Raw genomic sequence first — 23,339 nt, 5'->3', positions numbered from 1 at the left:
AGGTTGTGGAGCACCCTTTCGGTGAGTGAGTCTATGTCGTGGTATCCGTCGCTGAAAATCGAGGACGGTGGACCGAGTGTCGTGTCGCAGGCCGGGGCAGGTGTGCTGCTGCGGACTGCGGAGAAGACCGGCCTGACCGGGGAGTTATCGGATGCCTTCGCGTCGTGGCGTAGACCCGGCGCTGTGCACGATCCCGGTAAGATCGTGCTCGATCTGGCGGTGATGCTCGCGGTCGGTGGTGATTGTGTCTCGGACCTGGCGGTGCTGCGGGGCGAGCCCGGTGTATTCGGTGCGGTGGCCTCGGATCCGACGGTGTCACGACTGATCGCGACCTTGACCGAGGACACTCCGAAAGTGCTGGCGGCCATAGCGTCTGCTCGCGCGCAAGCGCGAGCGCGAGCGTGGGAATCTGCGGGAGCCGCCGCCCCCGATCACGGGATCGATGCCTACGCGCCATTGACGATCGATCTCGATGCCACCTTGACCGAGGCGTACTCGGAGAAAGAACACGCGGCGCCGACATTCAAGCGAGGCTATGGTTTCCACCCGCTCTGGGCGTTCATCGACCACGGCCGCAGCGGCACCGGGGAACCGGCGGCGGTGATGCTGCGCCCAGGCAACGCCGGTTCCAACACCGCCCACGACCACAAACAAGTCCTCGCCGATGCGCTGGCGCAGCTGCCGCAGGTCACCGAGTGGCGAGCGGGGCACAAAGTGCTGGTCCGCGCCGATTCCGGAGGCGGCACCCACGATTTCCTCGACTACTGCCACCGCCGCCGAGTCCAATACTCGATCGGATTCACCCTCACCGACGATATCGTCGCGGCCATGCAGGCCGGCCTCACCGCCGCCGAGTGGATCCCGGCCTGCGAGCCGATGGTGTGCTGCGGCTCGGTGCCTGGGTAGCCGAAGTCACCGGGATCGTCGGTCTGGCGGGCTGGCCACCGGGCATGCGGTTGATCGTCCGGAAAGAACGCCCGCACCCTGGTGCGCAACTGCGGTTCACCGACCACGACGGGCACCGGCTCACAGCGTTCGTCACCAATACCCGAGGCGGGCACCTGCCGGACCTGGAACTACGACACCGGCGCCGAGCACGCTGCGAAGACCGTATCCGCGCGGCGAAGGACACCGGCGGACGCAACCTCCCGTTCCGCGGGTTCGCCGCCAACCGTATTTGGCTGGCCGTGGTCACCCTCGCTATGGACCTGATCGCCTGGACACAAATCCTGGCCCTCGCTGACCACCCCGCTCGCCGATGGGAACCCAAAACACTGCGGCTGCGGCTGTTCTCGATCCCCGCTCGCCTCGTCCGCCACGCCCGCCGCGTCCACCTGCGACTGTCGGCCCACCACCCGTGGGCCGGTCTCGCCTTCACCACCTTCGGACGCCTGTCAGCCCCCTGACCAGCATCAACTTCCCCTGCAACCAGGAAAGGCGAATCACTCCGGGCCCGTGGAACCCGGCAGTCAACCCGCTGTTCGGGGCAGCTGACGCTGCCCCGAACAGCGAAAACAACCACCCGAACCCGATCAGACCACCTGACACCCCTCACGAAAAATCGAGGCTAACGCCGATCACGACAAACCGACTCTGAAACCGGGTGGTCGCGTTATCGGGGACTGGTCAGGCGGGTTCGGGCGGTCACCACTCCGGATGGGCTCGGGAAAGTAATACGTGAATTCCTGTCCGCACGGTCTCTGGTCGGCCCGGTCGTTTCGCATCGGTCGCGCCGGTACATGTTTCTGACCGGGTATTCGCCCGAGGTCGAGGAGAGCTCGCTCTACGCACGCGCCCTGCTACGTACGAACTCGCAGATCGTTCCACCGCTCGCGATAGTCGCGTTGCCGGGTCCGGTCGCCGACGCCTATCGGCGGTGGGTGGTGTCGGCGCGTGATGTCTACCGACCGAGTTTGAAGACCGTCGTGGACGCGCTGGTGGACTGCGCCGGATGAGCGGGCAGGGAACGCCGCGGCCGGGGGAGCCGGATCTGTGCCTGAGTATCTTCCTGCACGGGATCAGGCTCGAATACCTGGCGTGCCGGTCGGCGGCGTTGTTGTTCATGGCTGAATGGCGCTACCGGCACGCGGCTGGTTCGGTCGCCGTTATTCCTGTGTCCGCGGCTGATCTGCCGCGGCTGCCGTGCGAACGGCTCTACGTGGGAGGGCGAGAGCGTACGCGGCCAGATCCTTTGGCGATCAGTCGTTCTCGGGCCGTGATCACAGATTAGAATCGTGGTCATCTGTCGCTCGGCTGATCTGGAGGGGAATTGTCGTCGAGTCTCGCGGAACCCGCACCGCTGGTCGATCGTATCGACGAGCTCTCCCAACTGCTCGAAGGCGTCGGTCACGCTGTCGAATCCGGGGCGAGTACCGTGTTCGTTCTTCGTGGGGAAGCCGGTGTCGGGAAGACCAGTTTGCTCGCGACCTTGGCGCATCGGGCGGTGCAGCGGCACGGATCCTCTGGTCTGTTGTCCGGCTACGGGCAGGCGATGCTGAATTCTCTTGCCTCCGATTCGTTCCAGGCCATCCGCGAATGCTTGCGCTCGCTCACCTCGTCTGCAGATCGATCGGGACCGAAGTCGAGGCTCGAGCGCTTGGCCTCCTCGTTCGGTGAGCATGCTCCCGACTGGATCGAATCTGTCCCTGTCGTAGGGCAGCTGCTCGCCGCGGGGGTGCGGACCGGACAGACGTATGCGGCGTCCGGGCGGAATCAGTCCGAGATCGACAGCCGGCTCGATCAGCTGCTCCGGTTCATCGAAGCGTTGCTCGCCGACGGGCCGGTGCTGATGGTTCTGGATGACCTGCACTGGGCCGATACCGCCACCATCGACCTGTTGACCACGATCGCGCTGCGCGTGGAGGGTCCGCTCGTCATGGTGCTGGCTTATCGGCCCGACCAGCTTCTTTCGGCCGATCAGACTCATCCGCTGCAGCGGGCGGTGTTCCGGTTGTGCCGGTACCGGCCCGAAACGGTTGTCATGGACCTGCCGCGGTTGTCGAGTGCTGATACCGAGCAGCTTGTCCGGCAGGCGGCGGACGGTAGTCCTGTTTCGCCGCGAGTGGTGTCGCGGATCGTCCGGTTGAGTGCCGGGAACCCGCTGTTCGCGGAGTCGCTCATGCGGCTCGGTGGTCAGGGTGACGGTGTGGCGCCACGGCAAATCGCCGCGGTGCTGGAAGAACGGTTGTCGTTCCTGCGGCCGGAGGATCAGCGGCTGCTCGAGACCGCCGCGTTGATCGGCTACAGCTTCGAAGTCGACTACCTCGCCGTCCTGGCGCGAATGGATGTCGACGATGTGTACGAGCGGCTGCATGTGCTGTTCGATGAGCACGGTCTGGTGCGGCCGGCGGAACCACGCGGGAAGTACGACCGGTACCTGATCCACCATCCGCTGTTTGCGGAAATTCTCCGGGAACGGGGAGCGTCGAACTCGCCGCGTTGGCGTCGCCATCACATTCGGTTCCTGGAGGTTCTGGAATCCGAGCCGGACTGGGACGACGAGATGCAGGTCCGGGTGGCGGCGGTCGCTGTTGCTGCGGGGGATCGCGAGAAGGCTGGTGCGTTGTCGCTGGCGGCAGCGCGCCGACAGTTTGCGCTCGGCGCGGTGTCGAAGGCGCGGGAACTCGCGCAAATAGCAGTGGACCATGCTCCCTCCTTCGATGCCTGGTCACTGCTGGCCGAGTCGCTTTCGGCACGCGGGGATCATCTCGAGGCCACTCGGGCCTGCGCGGAAGCATTGACATGCACGGTCGACGAGACGGTCGATCCCGGGCGGGAAGCGGATGTCCGGCTGCTCTGGGCTCGGAACCTTCGCATGACCTGCCGTTGGGACGAGGTCGACCGGGCGCTCGACGAGTTGCTCGCCGAGCATTCCGGGCCTGGCGAAATCCACGCTGAAGCGCTGATGCTCAAAGCAGAGATCGCCTTGTGCGGACCGAGTCAGGACGCCAGGCGCTGTATCGAACTATGTGACTCCGTCGCCGCGATGAGTAATCGTCCCGATATCCGGTCTCGCGCGCACGGGCATCGCGGCCTCGCGCATCTTGCCGCATATGAGCCGGCCGACGCCGAGCATTGGCTTGGGCGGTCGATCGACGTCGCGAGCTCTACCGGCCATCCCTACGCCGGTTACGAGGCACTGCACTGGCTGAGCAAGAAAACGATGGCCTGCCTGGAACTCGATCGGTCCTGGCAATTGCTCGAGGAGCTGGGCCGGATGTCACGAACCTCCGGTGTCGCGAGCGAGAATCCGCCCCATCTGCGCGACTCGAGTCGCGTGCTGGGCTTACAGCGGCGGTACCCCGAAGCGGCGGAAGCGTTCGCGCGGTACCTCGATATCAGTCTCCCGCTGGCGCTTCCGCGAGCGGCGGCAACTCTGGCCTGCCAAATCCATGAGGTGGAGAATCTCCACGGGCGGATGGCGAGCGAGATACTGCTGGCTCAGCTGCGCCGGGTCTCCCGAGATGCCGTCATCGCCACTGAGCGTGGTGAGCGGCTCGTGGAGGTTCTGGACGCGATCGACCTGCGTGCGCCGGGATGGAACCCAGTCGAATTCTCGATCGCCGGCCTCGGCGTGCCCCCCGATGACGCGCTGGCTGCGGATGCGATCTTCCGTTTCGACGTGCCGAGTCTGCCGCATCTGCGTTCGATACTCGGCAACGGTGCCGGATCGTGAAAAGGTCCGCCTACGTCGACTTTGCGCTCGAAGCTGGATTGGTTCAGCTGAACCACCCGTCGTACGGCCTGACCTCCCGTCACGTGCTGAATGCGGCCGAATCCGAGCGCTACAGAATAGAATCCGATCCGACAATCCATCTCGGCAGTGAGCTCACAGACGGGTTGCGCTCCCGAACATTCCGCACAGCGGAGATGCTCGGCCTCGATGCGAGTCGAACTACCTTTTGTATGAACGCTACCTCCGGCGCCGCCGCACTGATCGGCTCGCTTCCCCTCGCCGCGGGTGACACCGTTGTGATCCTCGACGCCGAGTACTCGTCGATCATCAGAGCCTGGGCAACCGCCTGCCAGCGCGCCTCGGCGCATCTGGTCGAGGTGCCGGTGCCGCTCCCGCTCCAGAGCTCGGATCAGTTGCTCACGGCTCTGAATTCTGCAGTCCCCGGCTCCGTGACCTATATGCAGCTGAGCGTCATCTCGTCTTCGGCTGCCCTACGACTCCCGATCGAGGACATTGCCCGGTGGGTGCGTGAGCGTGGGGGCCGGTTGATCCTCGATGTGGCACATGCTCCGGGGCATATCCCGGTCGCGCCCGATGCCTGGGGTGCCGCCGCCATGTTCGGCACACTGCACAAATGGCTGCCCACTCTCCGTCCGGTCGGGTTGCTCTGGCTCACCGGAGATCTCGTCGACCGTATCCGGCCAGCCGAGGTGTCGCTTACCTGGGACTCGCCCGATCTGGTCGAACGCTTCTCCTGGCCAGGCACCTTCGACCCGGTGCCCCGACTGACCGCCACCTCGGCGATCGACCAGTGGGAGCAATGGCAGGACGCCGGTCTGCTCGCCGAATGTGGACGCCTGGCCGATCTGGGGTCGGAGCTGCTGACAGAAGTAGGAGCCCAGCCCACCGCTTCCACCGAACTTTCCGCGCCGCGAATGCGCGCATTCGTTCTGAGAGGCGTTACCGTGGCCGAGATCAAGGCCGTCCTGAGAGAAGCCGGCATTCGTGCTTGGGTTGGTCCTGGCCCGCAGGGGGAATGCCTGCTTCGATTCGCGACCCACATCTACAATGACCAGCACGACCTCGAAGCCCTCGCCGGCCGCATCAAGGAGGCTCTCTCACGATGACAGTGCCTCTCGTTCCCGAACGGCTCGAAAGGGCGATCATCTTTCTCCGAGGTGAAGACGACGGCCGGTTGTGGCTCGACGCGTTGCCCGAACGGATCGCGGGCTATGCCGACAGGTGGGGTCTGCGGTTGGAGAGTATCGCCGATAGCGGGGCCATGTCGTGCTGCGTGTATTCGAGCACCGGAGACGGAACGGCTACGGTACTGAAAATTCCCGTGGACCAAGAATCCGGGGCCACCGAGACGGCGATGCTCGATCGCTGGTCGGCTTCGGGTGCGACACCGGAAGTTCTGCACTTCGACCAAGAGTCGGGCGTCTTCCTGATGTCTCGCATCGTGCCGGGTGAGATTGCCTGGCCCGTGCACGGCGCCGGTGATTCGGCGCAGTTCGGTGAGCTGCTGAGCAGGCTCAACGCTCCCGGGTTGCCCGAATCGCCGAAGCTCAAGGACCTAGCCGATATAGCGTGGATGCGGATCGGTTGGGCGCGCGAGCGTTTCGCGGACGAGCGCTATGCCGACGCCATGGAACGTTTCGGTGCTGCAACTAATCTTGCAAAGGCAGAGAAGCTGCTGGAGGTACTGCTCAGCACTACTACTGAGCGTCATGTGCTCCATGCGGACCTGCAGGCGAAGAACATCCTGCAAGGCCCGGGTAGGTGGTACACGATCGATCCACTCGGCGCGGTCGGGGATATCAATGCCGAGGCGGGCTTATGGGTTGCGATCCAAGACGGACCGGAGTCGATTCCGGAGCGGCTGAGCGAGCTTTGCGCGCATCCCATGCTCGATGAAAACAGGCTCTACGCCTGGACATACGTGCTGGCTGTCGCTGAGTATCGCTCCTACCTCCCGGTGTCCGGCGATCGGATCGAGGCATTCGTCCAGGCGGTGGATCCCGCGGAGCTGACAAATCGTGTACAGCCGGCTCGGTGAAGCCCGCGGTTTCGGTGCCGGCGAGCCGACTCACCTATGTGAATTCTGATCGACTGGTGGTCTGGGGTTCGTCGAGGAATCGTTTCAGATCGCGGATCGCTTCGTGGAAGGTCTTGCGGCTACCCGCAGTTCAGTTCAGGCCGCGATTGCTGCAGTGTGCGATGCTGCGGCCGGGGGAAGGCGCAACGCCGAACGCCCCACAGCGCAGGTGGTTCGCAATGTGCTGAACTCGTCGAGGCCGCTGTTCCGGGAAGCGCGGTTCCTGCTGGCGGAAGAGCCCGAACTACGGGAAAGCGCGCTCTATCACGGTGTTCTCGCGGCGATTGCCGAGGGTAACAACACCCGGGGCGGCATTGCGAGCTTCCTCGGCCGCAAGTCCACCGACCTCGGGCACCCGCTTACCGTCCTGGAAGGCGTCGGCATGGTCGCCTGCGAACAGGACGCCTTCCACGCCCGCCGGTCCACTTACCGGATCACCGAGCCGCTGCTGACGTTCTATTACGCGATCATGCGCTCGGAATGGAGCGACCTCGAACGCCCGGGGCACGCCACTGAGGTATGGGAACGCTCGGGGCCACCTTCACAAGTCGAGTACTCGGTCCGCATTTCGAGCAGTTGTCGCGCGCATGGTGCCGGTGGTACGCAGCACCGGGCACCGTGGGAGGCAGGCGCACGCATGTGCTTTCCGGAGTTCTGCCCGACCCCGCGGGTAAGACCGGCCATCAGTTGGACGTCGTAGTGTTCGGGCGGGACGCCGGTGGTGCGGAACGGATCCTCGCGATCGGTGAGGCGAAGAACCATGCGGTCGTCGGGGAGAAACAGGTCAACCGGCTCGACCGGATCCGGGATCTGCTGGTTCAACGCGATCCCCGCGTGTCGCGGCAGACCAAACTGCTGCTCTTCACCGGATACGACTTCACCCCCGAATTGCGCGCCGTGGCCGATTCCCGCGACGATGTGGAACTGGTCGACCTCGAGCGGCTGTATCGGGGCGACTGACACCTGACGACTACAGCAATCGGGCCAGAACCGCCCGGGCGAACGGTTCGGTGGCCAGGCTCGCGTCGGGGGAGCGCAGGCCGGTCGGTTCCAGGACATATCTGATATCGCGTAGGAGTTCGATCACTGAATGCGCCGTTACCGGGGAACCGTCGCTGTGGCACCAGCCCATATTGTCGAGGATCTCGGCGACGGCGGACTCGGCGTCGCCGGCCGCGAGCGCCAGGAAGTAGAGAAGGCCGGCGTCGTGGCGGGCCTTTCCCTTCAGCATCGCCGGGATCCGTTCCGCGAGAAACATCCACAGCTGGATCGGGTCGCCATCGATCGCGCGCGCTTTGGCGGTCAGGTTGAGCCGCCCGCGATACTTGCGCAGCAAGCCGGCCTGTTGCGCCGTCTGCCGCAGGTTCGCGATCGGCGGGGTGAGATCCTCGCGATTCCCCTTCCCGATCCACCGTTCGCCCAGATCGAGGTCGGTAAAGACCGCGGCCACCGTTGTGGGTGGCAGGTAGCCGGCCGAGGTGAGGGCGACGCCGTCGGGCCCGATCCGGTCCAGCAGACATGTGTAAGGCCGGACGGCTCGAGCTGCGGTGCCGGCATCGACGGTGGCGGGCCGGTCCAGCGCGGCGTCGGTGATCAGCGCCCGCAGCTGCCGCCTGCCGCGGACCGTTCCGTTTGCCCGGAGTATCTCGGCGAGTGCGGGCGGGATCGCCTGCGCCTCATCGGCACCGGCGCTACGGGTGCGCGAGCCGGTGCCGAGTTCTGCCAGCGCCGCGTTGATCTCATCGAGATCGAATGGCACCGGGGCATAGGAGTCGAGGTCGAAATCCTCGCCGTACCACTCACGCACTTCGGCCAGGGCCTGCTGGTGTCGGCGATGGCCGGGATCGCAGGCCGCGGTGAACAACTCGTATCCCGGAATTCCGCCGCAGTCCTCTGCCGGCGACGGCTGCCGTCCGGCCGTGCAGCGGGCCCGCGGCGCATCATCCGCCCGCGGCAGCACCGCCTCCAGCTTCAGCACGTGCATCCAGTCGTCGCCGAAGTCGTACCAGTACGACATCGCGTCACCGGCATCGACGAGCACCTCGTCGAGCCGCACCTGCTCCTCCGGTACGCCGGGATCGCCCTCTTCCACCTGGTATGGGCACAGATACAGTTCGGCCTCGTCCGCGAAATGATCGCCGGAACTCGCAAACTGATGCAGGTGGCAGTCGTACCAATCGAAGCTTGCCTGGATCACCTCGTGCAACTCGTCGAGGAACATCTCCGAGGCCACCTCCACCCGCCGCCACACGGGCGGCTTCGCATGCAGCAGGTCGATACGAATCCGGTAAGTCACCGGCGTCGAGCGCCGAAGCCGCCGTGCACTCGGCACGTCGCGGGGTGCCGCCGGTCCCGGCGCCCCGAGCTGCCCGGCGATATCGGCGACCAGTTCACCGAACAACCTGGTGACTGCCGCCGGCGGCATCGCGGCCAAGATCTTGTCGAGGTCGGGGGCGGGGTCGTTGTCGGTCATGGCCGACACCGTACGGAACTCCTGCGAAGCAGGTGCATCGGAGATCGGTATCCGGCACGTTGACAAGGCGGGAAACCAGAACAGTGAAGTAGCTCCGTTACCGGCTGACGAACGCCGAGACAGCAACGAATGACGTGCGTATCGGGCTACTCCGGCTGGACCAGTCGGTCGAGTAGGCCGCGCAGAGGCCTGTTGTCGCCGACCAGCGAGAGTCTCGACGCTGTGGCGTTCTCCACCGGATCGAGTAGGGACCAATCGATCGGGTGGCCTGCCTGGCGGGCGAGTTGGCCAAAGAATGCACGCTGAGCGCGGCCGTTGCCTTCGCGGAACGGGTGGATCGCGTTGACTTCGGCGAGGAAATGGGTGAGGCGGTCGACGAATACTTGCCGGGTTGCTCCGCCGAGGAAATTCTCGGCCGCAAGCTGTCCGAATACCTGCGCGGCATAGGAGTCGATATGGGATGGCAGGCAGAAGGGTTCTGTGCGTGCGATGCCGAGCCGGTTTCTCAATACACCTGATTCGGGATCGAGATAGGGGTCTATTGTCACGTCGCGCCGTGCAGTTCGCGAACCATTTGACGCATCTGCTCGGTGCTGATCTCGCCCCGCGACCATCGGGCCGTGATGTCGTCGGCTTCAGGACTGGGGGTCAGACCTTCGGCGCGTACCGACGCCCTGGCCTCCGCGGTCGCGCGAGTACGCTCGGCGGTCAACTCCTCGAAGACTTCGACAGGGATCATCACGGCTTCGGTCTTGCGTCGTGAATCGACTCCGACCGGTGTTCGGTCGCCGTGGCGGAATCGATCGAGCATTCGCGGTAGCCGCTCGCGGGCTTCCCTAACTGACCACGTCTCGATCAACATGCTTAATGTGTACCCGAACGTGTACACATTCTGGATGGTAGAGGCCTTCTGCTGTTCAAGTCCTTCAGGCCGCGCCGTTGTCGCCGATCAGCTGGAACTCATTGTGTTGTCCGGATGTCTTGCAGGTGCTCGCGCAGCGCTCGTCGGCGGATCTTGCCGGTTTGTGTTTTGGGTAGGTCGGCGAGTATTCCCACGGACCTGGGCCGCTTGTAGGGCGCGAGGCGTTCCCGGGCGAACGCGATCAGCGCGTCGGCGTCGGCGGTGTGGCCGTCTTTCAGAGAGACGTAGGCGGCTACCGACTCGCCTCGGTATTCGTCAGCAACGCCCACGACAGCAGCTTCGAGTACGGCCGGGTGTTCGTAGAGAACATCCTCGACCTCGCGCGGCCACACCTTGTACCCGGAGACGTTGATCTGGTCTTTGATCCGGTCGACCAGGTACACCCAGCCCTGTTGGTCGACGATCGCGCTGTCGCCGGTTCGGAGGCGGCCTTCGGGTAGGGCGGCTTCGGATTCTTCTGGTTTGCGCCAGTATCCACGGATCACCTGGGGGCCGGTGACGACGAGTTCGCCTTGGCTGCCGGGTGGGAGAGGGTGACCTTCGGGGTCGACCACCTCGACGTTCACTCCCGGGAGCGGTAGTCCGATGGAGAGAGTGCCGCTGTCCGGGTCGACCGGGGCGCTCGTTCCGGGCGGGACTGCGGTGACTGCTGAGGAGGTTTCGGTCATGCCGTAGGCGTTGTGGATGTAGTGGCCGAAGCGTTCCTGGAACCGCTCGACCGTACTCGGTGGCACCGGCGCACCCCCGCTGTACAGCGTCTTGATCGACCTCAAGTGTTCCGCCGAAGCGTATTCCGAGTTCATCATCGCGTTGAAGGCGGTGATGGAACCGATCGTGTACGTGACCCCGTGCTCGCGGATCGCATCGACCGCGACCTCGGTGTGGAAGCGGCCCGTGAAGACCAGGGCGGTGCGTTCGGTGAGAGCGAGGGAGCCGATGACTACCGCGCCCGTGATGTGGAAGAGCGGGGCGAGGGCGTAGACGACGTCGCCGGTGGTGATGCCGGCCAGTTCGGCGAAGCTGGTGGTTACCGCGCGGACGTTGGCGTGCGAGTTCATCGCGCCCTTGGGTGGGCCGGTGGTGCCGGAGGTGTAAGCGAGAAAGGCCAGGTCTTCGCCGTGTACCTGGGTTTGCGGGGGGTGTTTGCCGAGGTATCGGTGTGCCAAGCCGAGTAGGTCGGGCTCGGCGGGTGTGGCGGGGGCGGGTTCGCCGTTGAAGATGCGGCGGTCGTTGCGGCACTGGAGTTCTGATTCGGCGGTGCCGAGTACCCAGCGGACCGTGCTGTCGGCGACGTCCTCGCGGACCTGCGGTACATCGCGGTCGGTGGTGATGATCCCGACCGGTTCGGCGTCGGTGACCAGTTCGCGGAGTTCGCGGCCGCGATACATCGGGTTGAGCAGGAGGGCGATCGCGCCGAGTTTCCAGAGGGCGAGCAGGACCAGCGCGTATTGCGGGATGTTCTGGAGGTGGATGCCCACCCGTTCACCGTGGCTCACACCGCGGTCGGCGAAGGCGGCCGCGAGGGCGGTGGCGAGGTCGTCGGCCTCGCGGACGGTGAGGGTGGTGTCGAAGTAGACGAGGGCGGGGGCGTCGGGTTCGTGCCGGACCCGGTCGTGCCAGGCCGCCACCAGAGTGCCGAGCTCTTCTTGGGAGCGGGACGCCCCGCCCGCCGCACCCTCATCACATGCGGCGGACGGGGCATTCCCGGTGTTACCGGTGGTCATGCCGGGAGTTCCTTGCGGCTGGTTTCGCGGATGGTGGCGACTGTGAGGAGGCCGATGGCGCAGACGCCCATCACCCAGTAGGCGGGCGACATCGCGTTGCCGGTCGATTCGACGAGCTGGGCGGCGACATAGGGGGCGGTGCCGCCGGCGGCGATGGTGCCGATATTGAAGCCCAGGGAGACGCCGGTGTAGCGGACGGTGCGGGGGAAGAGTTCGGTGAACAGCGGGAAGGCGGGGACCTGGACCACGCCGTTCAGCACCATGTAGAGGAAGTAGACGATGCCGATGACGAGGATGCTCTCGGTGGCGCCCATGATCATGAAGGCGGGCAGGGCGATCACGACGTAGGCGAGGTAGCCGCCGATGAGGACCGGTTTGCGGCCCCAGCGGTCGGTGGCCATACCGCTGAGCGGGAAGGTGGCGCAGGCCAGGGCGATGGCGATGGCGGAGGTCCAGTAGACGGCGTCTTTGGAGAAGCCGAGATCGTTGATCAGGTAGACGCTGAAGTAGGTGAGGCCGATATAGCCGGAGCCGTTCATGGCGATGGCGACACCGACGACGCGGGCGACGGACCACGGGTTCTTGGTGACGGTGTCGACCAGCGGACTCTTGGTGACCTGCTGTTTCTCGGCCATCTCCTCGAATTCGGGGGTGTCCTCGAGCTTCATCCGGACGCGCAGGCACACCCAGGCGAGGGGGAGGGCGAGCAGGAACGGGATACGCCAGCCCCATGATTCCATCTGCTCATCCGTGGTGGCGAGGGCGACCACGCCGACGACGGCGGCGGCGACAGCGAAGCCGAGGGTGGAGCCGACGGGGGTGAAGGAGCCGAAGAAACCGCGGCGCTTGGGCGGGGCGGATTCGGCGATATAGGTGGCGGCACCGCCTACTTCGCCACCGGCGGAGAAGCCCTGGGCGAGACGGACGAGGACCAGCAGGATGGGGGCGAGGATGCCGACGGCGGAACTGGTGGGCAGCAGGCCGAGGATGCCGCAGGCCACGCCCATGCTCACGACGGTGATGACGAGGGCGTGGCGGCGGCCGCGACGGTCGCCGAGGCGGCCGAAGAAGATGCCGCCGAGGGGGCGGGCCACATAGGCGACGCCGAAGACGGCGAGGGTCGACAGGATCGATACCGCGGAATTGTCGGAGGGGAAGAACAGGGGTGCGATGGTGACGGCGAGGAAGCCGTAGACCGCGAAGTCGTAGTACTCGATGAGGGTGCCGACGCCGCCGGCGATGGCGGCGCGGCGGGCCACGGAGGTCGACTTCTTCGCTGCTGTCGCCGGCAGCGGTCCGGAGGGGTGGGGGTCCGTGGACCCGACGCGAGGTTCGAGGTTCGTCATTGAGCTTCTTGTCTTTCGCGTGCGTGCTCGGCGAGCAGGAGTTCATACGAACCACCGGCCTCGATGACCTTGACGGTCCGCAGGCTCGGTGGGGTTCCGACCAGGTCGGTTCCCTCGGGCAGGCGCAGGGTGGCGGTGCGCCAGTCGAGGGCCACGGCGTCGCCGACCCGCACTACGGTCGAGACGCCGGGGATCGTGATCAACGGCATGCCGTTGAAGGTCTCGCCGCGCCAGAAACCGGGCGAGAAGGATTCCGCGACGATGGCCGAGATTCCCGCGTTGCGCAGGGCGACCATGGGCGGATAGTGGGGATGGCCGTAGCCGAAGTTGCGGCCGCCGACGATGATATCGCCGGGGCGGACGCGGTCGGTGAAGGTGGGGTCGTAGGCCTGCATGCACACCGAACGCAAGTGGTCGGGGTCGTAGGACTTGATATTGGCGACGCCGACCACGAGGTCGATATCGAAATCGTCGCCGAAGATCCAGGCGACCTTGCCTTCGATGATGTCCGGCGGTGGGGGATAGGCGCTCACTGGACCGACTCCTGGATCGTGCCGGTCAGCGCGCTGGCGGCGACGGTGTAGGGGGAGCCCATGTAGATATTGGCGTCGGGGCTGCCCATGCGGCCGGAGATGTTCAGGACGCCGGTGGATATGCAGTTCTCGCCGGGTTGCAGGGGTTTCTGGTAGCCGAAGCAGAAATCGCAGCTCGATATATTGATATGCGCACCTGCGGCACGGAGCACGTCGAGGATGCCTTCTCGCTCGGCCTGCTCGTACACCTTCTGCGAGGTGGGGACGACATTGAGTTCGACGCCGGGGGCCACCTTGCGACCGTCCAAGACCAGGGCGGCGGCGCGCAGGTCTTCGATACGGCCGCTGGCGCAGGAGCCGATGAATGCCTTGGTGATGGGGGTGCCGGCGAGTTCCCGGGCGGTTTTGGTGTTGACGGCCCGGGCCGAGCCGGGCAGCACCACCCGGGGAGTCAGGGTGGAGAGGTCGATGGTGTGGCGGGCGGCGTAGGTGGCGTCGGGGTCGGGGTACACCGGGTCGAAGGCGCGGCGGGCGACCTTGTTCGCGTAGGCCAGTGATGTCTCGTCGGGTTCGAAGAGAGCGGAGACGGCGCCGGTGAACATGGCCATTCCGCACAGGCCCTGGCGGTGGTCGATGGCCATCGAGCGGGCGCCGGGGCCGCCGAATTCCATCACCTGATGGGCGCAGCCGTCGGCGCCGACCATATCGATGATGGTGTGCACGAGATCGCGGCTGTCGACGCCGGGTGGGAACTCGCCGACCAGGTCGAAGCGGGTGGTGGCGGGGATATCGACGAAAACCCGGCCGGTGACCCAGGCTTCGATGAGGTCGCGCCGGATACCCCAGCCCAGAGCGCCGAAGGCGCCGATACCGCTGATGTGGCCGTCGAAATGGACGAGGAATTCGCCGGGGATCGCCAGGCCGAGTTCGGCGGTGAGCTGGTGGCCGATACCGCGACCCTCGTGCAGCTCGATGCCGTAGAACTCGCACCAGTCGCGGGTCACCTGGTGGACTTCGGCTTCCTTGTCGTTGCGCTTGGTGAGCATGTGATCGATGAAGACGATGTAGCGGCTCGGGTCGGCGAGCTCGGTGATCCCGAAGTCCTCGCGCATCTGGCGGAACATCACATCGGTGTAGCCGGGGAAGTCGTAGGCGATCATGCGCGCCGGGTGCACGGCGTGGTTCTCGCCGGCGTGGACCGTCTGCTGATCCGAGGCGCGGCTCAGGATCTTCTCCGTCATCGTGTAACCCACGGCGGTCACTGCTCCTTCGCGGGTAGGTATTTGTTCTGCATGGCCTCGACCTCGGGGAAGCCGATCAGGTCCACGAATTCGTGGTGCTGGAGGGTGCTGGCGCTGACCTGGGCGGGGGCTTCGCCGGCGGCCAGGCGTTTCAGTGTCTCGCGGGCGGCTCCGGCCACGGCCATCAGCACCTGGGTGGGCAGCAGGGCCAACCGGACGCCGATCTGATCCAGGATCTCGGGGGTGAACTCGCGTTCGGTCCAGGTGGAGGCAGTGAGGGTGGCCATCAACGGGACGCCGACCTCTTCGTGGCAGCGCTGCCACTGTTCGACGGTGTCGAAGGTCTTGGTGACCGGCATGATCATGTCGGCACCGGCCTCGACGTAGGCGCGGGCGCGGCGGATGGCTTCGTCGCCGCGGGCGTCGGTGCGGGCGATCAGCAGGACGTCGTCGGGGATGGAGTCGCGGACGGCGCGGATCTTGCCGGTGGCCTCGGGGACGGGGATCAGGTCTACGGGGTCGCCCACGCAGATGGGGCAGGACTTGGGGGAGACCTGGTCTTCCATGAACATCCCGCCGACGCCGGCGTCGGCGAATTTGGTGGCGGTGCGGGCGGCGTTGACGGCATTGCCGTAGCCGGTGTCGATATCGGCGACCAGGGGCAGCTTGGAGGATTCGCGGATCGTGCGGACCGCCTGCAGGTTCTCGGTCTGGGTGTAGAGCTCGGCGTCGGGCAGGCCCAGGGCCGCCGAGACGGCGAAGCCCGAGGCGCACAGGGCGCTGAAACCGGCTTGTTCGGCGAGGCGGGCGGTCAGGCCGTCCCATACGCCGGGGGCGTAGACGAGGCCGCGTTCCGTGAGGTCTTTCAGGGTCGGGCTGCGCACAGTCCACTCTCCGTTTCGCAATGCGGAATGTGTTTCACATTTCGATAAGGCACGGTAGGGTGGTGCGGGTCACAAAGTCAACCCCGATCGGTGAATGTGTTCGTAAGGTGACGACATCGATCGCCCGACCGACGAAAGCGAGTGAGTACCAGTGGCTGTGCCCGTAGAGTCCGAGGCGCCGGGGGGCCGCGATGTCGTGGGCGCTGTCCTCAAGGCGTGCACGCTGCTCGGTCATTTCAGTGCGGACCGTCCTGTCTGGGGATTGAACGACCTCACCACCGCGAGTGGGATGAACAAGACGACCGTGTACCGCCTGATGGCCACGCTGATCCAGGCGGGCTGGGTGGATCGCACCGAAGAAGGTGCCTACCGCGTCGCGATGCCGGTGTTCGAAATCGGATCCGCCGCACTGGCCAAGCTCGATATCCGTTCCGCGGCAAAACCGTTCATGTCCGAATTGGCAACCACATTCGGTAACACGGCCTATCTGATGGTGCCCGCCGAACAGGGTGCGGTCTGCATCGACCTGCTGGAGGGTCACAACTCTCTCGTCGTCGCGGGTATCAACGTTGGATCCGTGATGCCCTATCACGCGGCGGCGGGCCCGACCGTTATGCTCGCTCATTCGAAAGCGTTGCGGGACAGATGGGTCGATGCCGGACTGCCCGCGATCACCGAGCGGACCGTCACCGATGTGGAGCTGCTCGTCGAGCATCTGGACAAGATCAGGGAAGCCGGCTATTCGCTGAGCAACTCCGACTATCTGCCCGGGGTCGCGGCGGTCGGGGCGCCGATATTCGGGCGGGACGGATCGGTTGTCGCGTCCATCAGTGTGGGCGGCCGGGCCGAGGAGTTCGAAGGCGAGGAGCTCGCCGCGAAGATCGAGAAGGTGCGTGAGGCCGGCGCGCGGATCACGAGGATCGTGCAGGCATTACCGCGAGGCTGAGATCATCGGCCGCCCGGGAGCGGTTCCGGCCTGCCGCGACGCACACGGAACAGTATGCGGAGAACGGCTTTCCGTATGAGCCGGGATCTCGGTTGCCGGGATCGCCGAACGGTTCACCAGGGTCCGCGGCCGAAGTGGATCTCGAAAGGGATCGCTCTGTCGTAAACGAGCGTGCCGTCCACGAGTCGCATCTCGTACATGGCCTCCGTCAGCTCGTGCACCGTGGTCACCTGCACCGCATCTGTCACGCTCGAATATTCGGTGGCCTCGTCCCAATCCAGCGGATACTTCGGCGCGTGCCAGAACGAGTACAACTCGGGCGAGCCGTCCGCTCCCGTCCGCCCCGTGGCCATCGTGACGTGCAGGCCGCACGATATCGCCGCGTTCCGGTCGCGGGCTGCCCGGTTCGCCGGTGTAGATACGGCTTCCTCCGGGTAGTCGCTTGCGCTCCATACGCTCGATGAACGAGTCGATATCACCCTCTTGCCATACGCCGTTCGCGTCCCGTGGTGGCAGGAACAGGTCTCGAAGTTGGTGTTTGTTCAACACACCGGCTCTCGCCGCCGCGTAACCGATCATTTCCCAGCAGTTGAGGCCGTAGTGCTCGGTGAGGGGCGCGAGCGGGCCTTCGGTCCGCAGCCAGTGCTCGAACGCACGAAGGTCTTGGTTCAACAATTTGATGTCGTAGTTCGTCCAGCGTGCCTTCTCGCCCGCCCGGTACAGTCGCTCCAGCTCGTCCGCGATCAGTAAGGCCGGATCTCTCCTGTGGCGCAGGGGAGGTCCGATCCGATTCGGCGGATTCAGCGCGAGATCCGCCGCGGGATCGAAACGACCGGCCGCGCCGCGGCGGGCGCCGGGCAGATCGATATCGGCGCTGTTCTGCAGCGTATCCGCACCGCTGCGACCGGTCCGGGCTATTGCCTCGGTATCGCGATAGAGCACACCGGCCACTCCGGTGAACGACGTTTCGAGACGGCGCAGTGTAGTGGTGATGACCGCGCCCAGCTCGCATCCGACCACCGGAAGAGAATACGGACCGGAGTCCGAGGAGTATTCCCGCCCGCGAGTGCTCCGACCTGCGGCCATGGTCGCGGAGACCGAGCGGGCGCGCGGATCGCGAGGACCTACAGGCGCTACCGCGGAGCCGAGGTGGCTGCCGAGTTCGGCCACCTCGCCGAGCGTCGTGTCTACGGCCCGGCCGATGCGGTGGGCCCTCCGGAAGCGCCGGCCGGACCGGCCGCCGCGTACCGATACCGGAACCGTCCGTCGATGAGGGGCGAACCGGGATACCGCATCGGTGCGACGAGTTACCGGCCGTGCCGGGGCGCGGCCGGTAACTCCGCCGGGTGCCGGTTACCGGAGGGCGTCGACCCGCAACCACGGGCGCAGCAGGTTCTCCTCGGTGGACGGGCCCATCTGCCATTCGGCGATCCACGGACCGGTGCCCTCGCTCGGGTCGAGTACGCCTTCCTCCAGCCAGCGGTAGCGGCCGTCGAGCATATTGCGGGCCACGCGCGCGTCCTCGTCGTCGGTGTTCTCCCACAGGGAGTCGAACAGCTGCCGTACGCGGATCCGCGCCTGCCGGCAGAACACGTCGGCCAGTTCCTCGGCGGTCTCCGCTTCCGCTGTGCCGTCGACGCATTCGGCCCGGGCCCGCACACAGGCCGCCGATATCGCGAACAGTTCCGCGCCGATATCGACGAGGCGGCCCAGGAAAACCTGCCGGTATTCGAGTTTGGCCTGCCAGCGCGCCATACCGTACATCAGCGCGCGGGCCTGTTTGCGCGCCATCCGCTCGACGAAACGCATATGCCGTGCCAGCGGTCCGAAATCGCCGAACGCGCCCGGTGCCGTGCCGGGGCCGACGGTCAGCTGGGGGAACCATTTCGCGTAGAAGCCGCCGGCGCCCGCCGCCGCCTTGGCCTTCTCCTTGAACTCCGCGTGCTTGTCGACGAGTGCTCCGGCGGCGGTCATATGCGCATCGGCCATCTCCCGGGCGATGAGCAGACGCATGATCTCGCTGGAGCCTTCGAAGATCCGGTTGATCCGTAGATCCCGGAACAGCTGTTCGGTTCCCACCGCGCGTTCACCCCGGGCCCGCAGCGATGCCGCCGTCTCGTAGCCGCGACCGCCCCGGATCTGCACGAGTTCGTCGGCGATCCGGCAGCTCATCTCCGAGACCCACAGTTTGGCCAGTGCCGCCTCGATCCGGATATCGTTGCGGTTCTCGTCGTACATGGTCGCGGAGAGGTCGACTACCGCCTCCAGGGCGAAGGTCGTCGCGGCGATATAGGACAACTTGGCGCCCACCGCGGCGTGTTCGCCGACCGGCCGCCCCCACTGCACCCGGGTGGCGCTCCATTCGCGGGCGATCTTCAGCGACCATTTGGCCGCCGCGGTGCACAGCGCCGGAATCGCGAGCCGGCCCGCGTTGAGCGTGGTGAGGGCGATCTTGAGCCCGTCACCTTCGCGGCCGATAAGGTTCTCTTTGGGCACCCGGACGTTGTAGAGGCGGGTGACACCGTTCTCGAGACCCCGCAGACCCATGAACGCGTTGCGCCGCTCCACGGTGATGCCCTCGCTGTCGGCTTCGACGACGAAGGCGGAGATACCGCCGCGGTGTCCGTCGCTCTTCGGTACCCGTGCCATCACCACCAGCAGTTCGGCGACCACGCCGTTGGTGGTCCAGAGCTTGACGCCGTTGATCTCGTAGGCTTCGCCGTCGGCCGTGGGTTTCGCGATACTGGCCATCCGGGCCGGATCGGAGCCGACATCGGGTTCGGTGAGCAGGAAAGCGCTGATCGCGCCGCGCGCGCATCGTGGCAGGAAGCGCTGCTTCTGCTCCGGTGTGCCCGCCAGCTTCAGCGGTTCGGGAACGCCGATCGACTGGTGCGCGGACAGCAGCGCGCCCACGCTGGGGTGCACCGAACCGGCCAGCATCAGCGCCTTGTTGTAGCCGACCTGGGAAAGGCCCCGGCCGCCGTATTCCTCGGGAATCTTCAAGCCGAAGCAGCCGAGGCGGGCCAGGCCGTGCACATACTCCTCGGGGATCCGGCCCTGCTCCTCGATCACACTGCCGTCGAGGGTCTCGCAGTAGGCCCGGAGCCGCGCCAGATACTCCTCGGTCCTGGCGGTGTCTTCCGCGCCGGGGCGCGGGAACGGATGGATCAGGTCGACTCGGTAGCGGCCGAGGAACAGCTCCTTGGCGAAGGACGGTTTGGACCAGGTGCTCTCGCGGGATTCCTCGACCAGGTTGCGGGCCTGCTCTTCGGTGGCGTCGACTTTCGCGGCAGTGGGCATGGCACCCTCCTCGGAAGTGATGACGGTCACAGTCGAGTGTAGGAGTGTTTGTTACCCGCCGGTAGATCCATCGGGTGATTGCTATCCGACTGTGGTGCGCGTCCACGTACTCCGCGGCCGATGCGATCCCATGAGGCTGCCGCGCTCACCCCGCGGCGCGCGCGGCAGCGCCGGCGGAGGAGCGCCGGAACTCGGAGACGAAGGCGTTACGCCACACCTGGTGAACGGTCAGCGACCAGAGAGCCTGGGCGCCGGTACGGGTCGGTCGTGCCCGGAATTCGGTCAGCAGCCGCGCACAGGCCGTGGGATCCAAGAACCCCTGCTGTTTCGTCGCCGGGTCGGTCACCACCGCGGCCACGAACTCGAACAGCGCGGGCACATGCCACAGCATTTCCGCGATCGGTAGCGTGAACGGCTGCTTCTGCCGGTCGAGCACCGCCCGCGGCAACCGGCTCCGGGCGATATCGTAGAGCGGCAGCTTCCCCCGGTCGGGACCGAGTTTCGCCGACATCGGCAGCTCTCGCGCGAAGTCGATGACCGCCCGCTGGCAGAACGGTAACCGGACCTCCACCGAATGCGCCATGGACAGATGATCGACGCGCATCAGGTGGTAGTAGGGGAATTTGGTAGCGAGTTCGAACTCGGTGAGACCGTCGAAGATCTCCTCCCCCGTATCGGGCCGCGCCCGGGTCAGCCACGACTCCACCGACCGTGGTCCCGCCGTGCTCGCGCGGTAATCGCTCGAGTACAGCGACATCCGGAAGCGGTGAGGGATCGATATCAGGCTCTCGGCGTAGGTGGGCCACCATTGCGTACGGCCCGCCGCGACGGCTTCGCGCGCATGCCAGTAACCGCCGAAGATCTCATCGGCCCCGTCGCCGGTGAGCGCGACCCGGAAACCGGCCGCCGAGATCTGTTCGAAGAGTTTGTAGGTGCTGACCGCGATCGGGGCGCCGTTCGGCTGGCCGGTGGCCAGCGCCATCTCGTGGGTCAGCCGAGGGATATCGGCGGGGTCGAGCAATACCTGGTGGTGCTGGGTGCCCACGAGATCGGCCACCTCTGCGGCGTAGCCACGCTCGTCGCCCTGCCAGTCACCGACATACCCGATATTGAACGTGTGCAGCTCGCTGGCGCGCTCGGCGGCCAGCGAAGTGATCAAACTGGAGTCCAGTCCGCCGCTGGTCACCGCGCAGACGGGCACATCCGCAGCGAGCAGATCGTCCACGGCATCGGTGAGTACCGAGTCCAGGTCCTGCCGGCCGGTCCGTACCGGACCGGGCTCCCGGTGCCGAGTGCTGATCTCACCGTCACGGACGACCAGCGTCTGCCCGGGTTGTAAGGCGGAGACTCCCCGGAACATCGTTGCCGGGCCCGGCCGATACTTCAGCGCCAGAAACCGATCGAGACCTTCGTCGTCGAAAACAACCGGGACATCGGAGAACGAGAACAGGCCCCGCGGCTCGGAAGCGAAATACACCACCCGATCGTCGGCCGACCACGACCAGTACAGGGGCTTCATCCCGGCGTGGTCGGTGGCCAGGATCAACTGGGGACGCGTCCGCTCGTCGACCACCGCGATCGAATACATCCCGTCCAGCCGGTCGAGAAAATCTACGCCGTATTCGGCGTAGAGCGCGGGCAGGACGGCGCCGTCACAGCGATCGGGAACCGTGTGACCGCGTTTCGCCAGGTCACGCCGCAAGTCGTGGTGATTGTAGATCTCGCCGTTGTAGACAGCGGTGATCCGGCCCAGCCGGAAGGGCTGACCGCCACCGGCCGGGTTCACGATCGCCAGCCGGTTGATACCGAGAGACCACTCGGCGCCGGAGACGAACCGCTGGGTATCCGGCCCACCGGTGATCTGCCTGCCGGAGGCCGCCATGAGTTCGGCAGGGGTGGCGTGTTTCCCGAAGCAGCCGAAGATCCTGCACACGGTCAATCCTTCCGGGATGTCTCGGGCCCCGCGCCGCGGATCGCGTACAGGGTGGGTAGGTGTACGAGAGCCAGGTGCCAGAACGAAATACGCAAGGTCGCGAAGGTGGCGGTATGAAAGAGCAGGCCGAGCAGCGAGACCGCCCGCAGCCCACGAAGTCCGGAAAGAGCGACCGGTAGCGCCATCGCCTCGAATACCAGTACGGCGCGAGCTGTCACGGCCGGGTCGATGCGATCGGCCCAGCGCGATACTCGTGTCCAGCCGTAAAGGTCCAGGGCGTTGGCGACGACCTCCCCGTTGCCGGTCCACGACGCACGGCCGTTGTTCAGCTTCGCGACCGCGGAAGCGAAATAGACCACCGCCGGTAGATGGACGATCGGCGCGGGCCGAGAACGATCCCGCGCGCCGCGGCCACCCGGCCGCTGGGCAAACGAGAGGTAGCTCGCGAAAACGTACAGGTGGTCGGTGTACGGAGCGAACCCCGCCAGCCGTGTGGCGGTGAGCCGCTCGGCGGCGAGCACCAGAAGAGTAGTTCGTATACTCACCCGCCGCGCCATCACCAGATCGAACAGCGCCGAGCCCGCCCCCACCCGGGTGAGACACCGGAAAGCGTTCGCCGGGAGCGGAATACGGCTGCGCTCGGGTGCCCGGCGAAGGGCCGGTTGCTCGAAAACCCAGGGCGGTGGCAGCGTGGACGCGCGCAGCCACAGGGCTGCCGCCCCCACCGCCGCCGCGGCGCGCATATAGCGCTCGTGGTCGTATTTCAGGCGCCGCACGGTGCTTCTCTCCTTTCCAGCCGAACCCGGCAGTTGTCGTGGGATATCGCTGCCACCGTGGGCAGATCGGCCGCGGGCAGTATGTGAACGCAGGCCGCGGTAGCATCGCGGAGATCCTCCGGACCCGGGCCGCGTACCTGGTCGAAGCCCGGCCATCCCCGTCGCCGTGCTTCGATCACCGCCTCCAGCAGGGCACGCACGTTCGCCGATGCCGCGTTCTTCCAGGGATTTGGCGTAGGCGAAATGTGACAGCGGCTTGGTGGCCACGATGACGGCGTCGGCGCCGCGGGCGACCAACTCCGAGACCACACGCCGGGCGGCAGCCTCGGTCTGCCCACCGGGAAGGCTGCGGGGCACGACGATTTCGGCGACTCCGTTGCCGTAGGCCGCCACTTCGGCCCGGCGCCTGTCGAGAACATCGGCGAAATCGGCCGCCCGCGCGATCGGCGCGGACCGCGTACGGCATCGAGGGTGCGGGTGCTGCCGTG

Annotated in this window: 19 protein-coding genes and 1 pseudogene; 8 read left to right on the top strand and 12 right to left on the bottom strand. The window is 66.1% G+C overall.

The window, feature by feature from the left end:
- The first annotated feature begins 21 nt into the window (after positions 1–21).
- The 7 genes and pseudogenes from ACYR7D_RS28160 to ACYR7D_RS28130 all read left to right on the top strand — a co-directional run bounded on the left by ACYR7D_RS28160 (position 22) and on the right by ACYR7D_RS28130 (position 7,733).
- A pseudogene (locus ACYR7D_RS28160) lies at positions 22–1,406 on the top strand (IS1380 family transposase).
- Between the two features lie 333 nt (positions 1,407–1,739).
- Entirely contained in the window at positions 1,740–1,955 is a 216-nt protein-coding gene (locus ACYR7D_RS28155) for a hypothetical protein (protein ID WP_459547524.1), read from the top strand.
- Between the two features lie 314 nt (positions 1,956–2,269).
- Positions 2,270–4,675 (top strand): ATP-binding protein, encoded by a 2,406-nt coding sequence (locus tag ACYR7D_RS28150; protein WP_459547523.1) that lies wholly within the window; start codon positions 2,270–2,272, stop codon positions 4,673–4,675.
- A complete protein-coding gene (locus tag ACYR7D_RS28145) occupies positions 4,672–5,802 on the top strand; it encodes an aminotransferase class V-fold PLP-dependent enzyme (protein WP_459547522.1) in 1,131 nt (376 codons plus the stop codon). Before ACYR7D_RS28150 ends, ACYR7D_RS28145 begins: the two co-directional genes overlap by 4 nt.
- Positions 5,799–6,734, top strand: coding sequence for an aminoglycoside phosphotransferase family protein (locus ACYR7D_RS28140; RefSeq protein WP_459547521.1), 936 nt, complete (start codon positions 5,799–5,801; stop codon positions 6,732–6,734). The genes ACYR7D_RS28145 and ACYR7D_RS28140 overlap by 4 nt, the downstream gene beginning before the upstream one ends.
- Before the next feature lie 103 nt (positions 6,735–6,837).
- Entirely contained in the window at positions 6,838–7,473 is a 636-nt protein-coding gene (locus ACYR7D_RS28135; RefSeq protein ID WP_459547520.1) for an AAA family ATPase, read from the top strand.
- Complete coding sequence (locus ACYR7D_RS28130; RefSeq protein ID WP_459547519.1) at positions 7,461–7,733, top strand: hypothetical protein; 273 nt, start codon at positions 7,461–7,463, stop codon at positions 7,731–7,733. Before ACYR7D_RS28135 ends, ACYR7D_RS28130 begins: the two co-directional genes overlap by 13 nt.
- 10 nt (positions 7,734–7,743) lie before the next feature.
- Here ACYR7D_RS28130 and ACYR7D_RS28125 read toward each other — a convergent pair whose 3' ends face one another.
- The 8 genes from ACYR7D_RS28125 to ACYR7D_RS28090 all read right to left on the bottom strand — a co-directional run bounded on the left by ACYR7D_RS28125 (position 7,744) and on the right by ACYR7D_RS28090 (position 15,896).
- Positions 7,744–9,246 (bottom strand): plasmid pRiA4b ORF-3 family protein, encoded by a 1,503-nt coding sequence (locus tag ACYR7D_RS28125; protein WP_459547518.1) that lies wholly within the window; start codon positions 9,244–9,246, stop codon positions 7,744–7,746.
- A 146-nt stretch (positions 9,247–9,392) separates the two neighbouring features.
- Entirely contained in the window at positions 9,393–9,794 is a 402-nt protein-coding gene (locus ACYR7D_RS28120; protein WP_459547517.1) for a Fic/DOC family protein, read from the bottom strand.
- Complete coding sequence (locus ACYR7D_RS28115; RefSeq protein ID WP_459547516.1) at positions 9,791–10,108, bottom strand: antitoxin VbhA family protein; 318 nt, start codon at positions 10,106–10,108, stop codon at positions 9,791–9,793. The genes ACYR7D_RS28120 and ACYR7D_RS28115 overlap by 4 nt, the downstream gene beginning before the upstream one ends.
- 98 nt (positions 10,109–10,206) lie before the next feature.
- Entirely contained in the window at positions 10,207–11,892 is a 1,686-nt protein-coding gene (locus ACYR7D_RS28110; protein ID WP_459547515.1) for a class I adenylate-forming enzyme family protein, read from the bottom strand.
- Positions 11,889–13,238 (bottom strand): MFS transporter, encoded by a 1,350-nt coding sequence (locus ACYR7D_RS28105; RefSeq protein ID WP_459547514.1) that lies wholly within the window; start codon positions 13,236–13,238, stop codon positions 11,889–11,891. The genes ACYR7D_RS28110 and ACYR7D_RS28105 overlap by 4 nt, the downstream gene beginning before the upstream one ends.
- Positions 13,235–13,771, bottom strand: a complete 537-nt coding sequence (locus ACYR7D_RS28100; protein ID WP_459547513.1) for a 3-isopropylmalate dehydratase small subunit — start codon at positions 13,769–13,771, stop codon at positions 13,235–13,237. The genes ACYR7D_RS28105 and ACYR7D_RS28100 overlap by 4 nt, the downstream gene beginning before the upstream one ends.
- Positions 13,768–15,012 carry a 3-isopropylmalate dehydratase large subunit gene (locus tag ACYR7D_RS28095; RefSeq protein ID WP_459550322.1) on the bottom strand — a complete coding sequence of 415 codons (1,245 nt, stop codon included), beginning with the start codon at positions 15,010–15,012 and terminating at the stop codon, positions 13,768–13,770. The genes ACYR7D_RS28100 and ACYR7D_RS28095 overlap by 4 nt, the downstream gene beginning before the upstream one ends.
- 17 nt (positions 15,013–15,029) lie before the next feature.
- Positions 15,030–15,896: an isocitrate lyase/PEP mutase family protein gene (locus ACYR7D_RS28090; RefSeq protein WP_459547512.1), complete on the bottom strand. Its 867-nt coding sequence runs from the start codon at positions 15,894–15,896 to the stop codon at positions 15,030–15,032.
- 151 nt (positions 15,897–16,047) lie between these two features.
- Here ACYR7D_RS28090 and ACYR7D_RS28085 point away from each other — a divergent pair, with 151 nt between their 5' ends.
- Positions 16,048–16,842, top strand: a complete 795-nt coding sequence (locus ACYR7D_RS28085; protein WP_459547511.1) for an IclR family transcriptional regulator — start codon at positions 16,048–16,050, stop codon at positions 16,840–16,842.
- A 113-nt stretch (positions 16,843–16,955) separates the two neighbouring features.
- Here the strand turns inward: ACYR7D_RS28085 and ACYR7D_RS28080 are convergent, their stop codons facing one another.
- The 4 genes from ACYR7D_RS28080 to ACYR7D_RS28065 all read right to left on the bottom strand — a co-directional run bounded on the left by ACYR7D_RS28080 (position 16,956) and on the right by ACYR7D_RS28065 (position 22,851).
- Positions 16,956–17,090 (bottom strand): hypothetical protein, encoded by a 135-nt coding sequence (locus tag ACYR7D_RS28080; RefSeq protein ID WP_459547510.1) that lies wholly within the window; start codon positions 17,088–17,090, stop codon positions 16,956–16,958.
- A 1,105-nt stretch (positions 17,091–18,195) separates the two neighbouring features.
- Positions 18,196–20,142, bottom strand: a complete 1,947-nt coding sequence (locus ACYR7D_RS28075) for an acyl-CoA dehydrogenase family protein (RefSeq protein ID WP_459547509.1) — start codon at positions 20,140–20,142, stop codon at positions 18,196–18,198.
- A 145-nt stretch (positions 20,143–20,287) separates the two neighbouring features.
- The gene (gene asnB, locus ACYR7D_RS28070) at positions 20,288–22,075 is read right to left on the bottom strand and encodes an asparagine synthase (glutamine-hydrolyzing) (protein ID WP_459547508.1); all 1,788 of its coding nucleotides are present in this window, start codon (positions 22,073–22,075) and stop codon (positions 20,288–20,290) included.
- Positions 22,076–22,077: 2 nt separating this feature from the next.
- A complete protein-coding gene (locus tag ACYR7D_RS28065) occupies positions 22,078–22,851 on the bottom strand; it encodes a hypothetical protein (protein ID WP_459547507.1) in 774 nt (257 codons plus the stop codon).
- Positions 22,852–23,339: the final 488 nt, after the last annotated feature.

It is taken from the genome of Nocardia sp. X0981 (genome assembly GCF_977089955.1).
Note: the sequence above shows the minus strand (reverse complement) of the source record. Positions and strands in the feature narration are given on the sequence as shown.

Bases quoted from the DNA above. Each gene is read 5' to 3' on its own strand.
- ACYR7D_RS28155 (WP_459547524.1), top strand. From the start codon at position 1,740: ATGTTTCTGACCGGGTATTCGCCCGAGGTCGAGGAGAGCTCGCTCTAC.
- ACYR7D_RS28140 (WP_459547521.1), top strand. From the start codon at position 5,799: ATGACAGTGCCTCTCGTTCCCGAACGGCTCGAAAGGGCGATCATCTTT.
- ACYR7D_RS28125 (WP_459547518.1), bottom strand. From the start codon at position 9,246: ATGACCGACAACGACCCCGCCCCCGACCTCGACAAGATCTTGGCCGCG.
- ACYR7D_RS28115 (WP_459547516.1), bottom strand. From the start codon at position 10,108: ATGTTGATCGAGACGTGGTCAGTTAGGGAAGCCCGCGAGCGGCTACCG.
- ACYR7D_RS28110 (WP_459547515.1), bottom strand. From the start codon at position 11,892: ATGACCACCGGTAACACCGGGAATGCCCCGTCCGCCGCATGTGATGAG.
- ACYR7D_RS28105 (WP_459547514.1), bottom strand. From the start codon at position 13,238: ATGACGAACCTCGAACCTCGCGTCGGGTCCACGGACCCCCACCCCTCC.
- ACYR7D_RS28095 (WP_459550322.1), bottom strand. From the start codon at position 15,012: ATGACGGAGAAGATCCTGAGCCGCGCCTCGGATCAGCAGACGGTCCAC.
- ACYR7D_RS28075 (WP_459547509.1), bottom strand. From the start codon at position 20,142: ATGCCCACTGCCGCGAAAGTCGACGCCACCGAAGAGCAGGCCCGCAAC.